Below are 1,369 nucleotides of genomic sequence, written 5' to 3'. Positions count from 1 at the left end.
TACTGGCTCACCGATGTTTGCTCTGAATATGACTGTTAATATTCCTGCCAAAGCTAGGGCAAACGCACTTAAATAAAAAGCGACTAAGAGGCATTTAAATTAATTTAAATAGAGGTTAGGCTAATGGATTATTCACCTATTTCTATATAAAACATGAATTTAGTATCAATATTCGAAGACTTGCCTGATTTCAGAGTTGACCGAAACAAACGTCACCGTTTAGTCGACATCATGGTCATTGCGGTGACTGCTTTTATTTGTGGAGCGGATGGATGGACAGAGGTTGAGGATTTTGGTGAATCCAAGCAAGATTGGTTTGCTAGTTTTTTAGAGTTACCCAATGGGATTCCGTCACATGACACCTTTTGTCGAGTTTTTCGTTTATTAAATCCTGTGCATTTTGAGGACTGTTTTTTACGTTGGATAGAAAGCATTCAAGATAAAACGAAAGGCGAAATTATTGCTATTGATGGCAAAACACTACGTCGCTCTTATAACACAGGCAAAGGTAAGCCAGCCGTTCATATGGTGAGTGCATGGGCAAATACCAACGGTTTGGTTTTAGGCCAAGTGAAGACAGAAGAAAAATCAAATGAGATAACCGCCATTCCTGAGTTACTCTCCAAATTGTCCTTAGCAGGCTGTATTGTGACGATAGATGCGATGGGTTGCCAAAAGGCGATTGCCACGCAGATACATAACCAAGAAGCGGATTATGTTTTAGCGTTAAAAGGCAATCAAGGTTTATTGCATGACGATATAAAAACCTATTTAGATCATGCAATTAGCCATAAAAAACCACTTGATTATCATGAAGAAGTGGATGCAGGGCATGGTCGTATTGAAACACGTCGTTGTTGGGTGACAGAAGATATAGCGTGGTTAGCCCCCAAAGCAGTATGGACAGGTTTGCGCTCAATTTGTGCGTTAGAGTGTGAGCGTATCGTGGGTGAGAAGATAAGTTGTGAGCGTCGATATTTTATCTCTAGTTTAGAAGCAGATGCGACTATTTTAGCGAATGCGGTGAGAGCGCATTGGTCGATTGAAAACAATCTGCATTGGGTTCTAGATGTCGTATTTAAGGAGGATTATTGTCGTGCGCGTGAAGCGTACGCCGCCCAAAATATGGCTGTACTACGTCATATAGCACTTAATTTACTCAAGCAGGAAAACTCACGTAAACGCAGTATTAAAAACAAACGACTCAAAGCAGGATGGGATGAAACCTTCTTGCTCTCTGTCTTAGGATTTTAAGTGCGTTTGCCCTAGCTGGGGCATTGTCCGCTTGATTGCTGAGTTAGATTGGGGAATAACGATGAATATTACAGAGAGCAACATAACAAGTCTTGCTGAAAATCAAATATTTGTT

Annotated in this window: 1 protein-coding gene; it reads left to right on the top strand. The window is 40.6% G+C overall.

Going from position 1 to position 1,369, the window contains the following annotated elements; translation table 11 throughout:
• Window positions 1-153: 153 nt before the first annotated feature.
• Window positions 154-1,254, top strand: a complete 1,101-nt coding sequence (locus tag Q0212_RS08330; protein WP_297924438.1) for an ISAs1 family transposase — start codon at window positions 154-156, stop codon at window positions 1,252-1,254.
• The last annotated feature ends 115 nt before the right edge of the window (window positions 1,255-1,369 follow it).

It is taken from the genome of uncultured Agitococcus sp., from assembly GCF_937920075.1.
GTDB lineage: Bacteria > Pseudomonadota > Gammaproteobacteria > Pseudomonadales > Moraxellaceae > Agitococcus.
The sequence above is the reverse complement of the archived record's forward strand: the minus strand, read 5'-3'. Positions and strand labels throughout refer to the sequence as shown.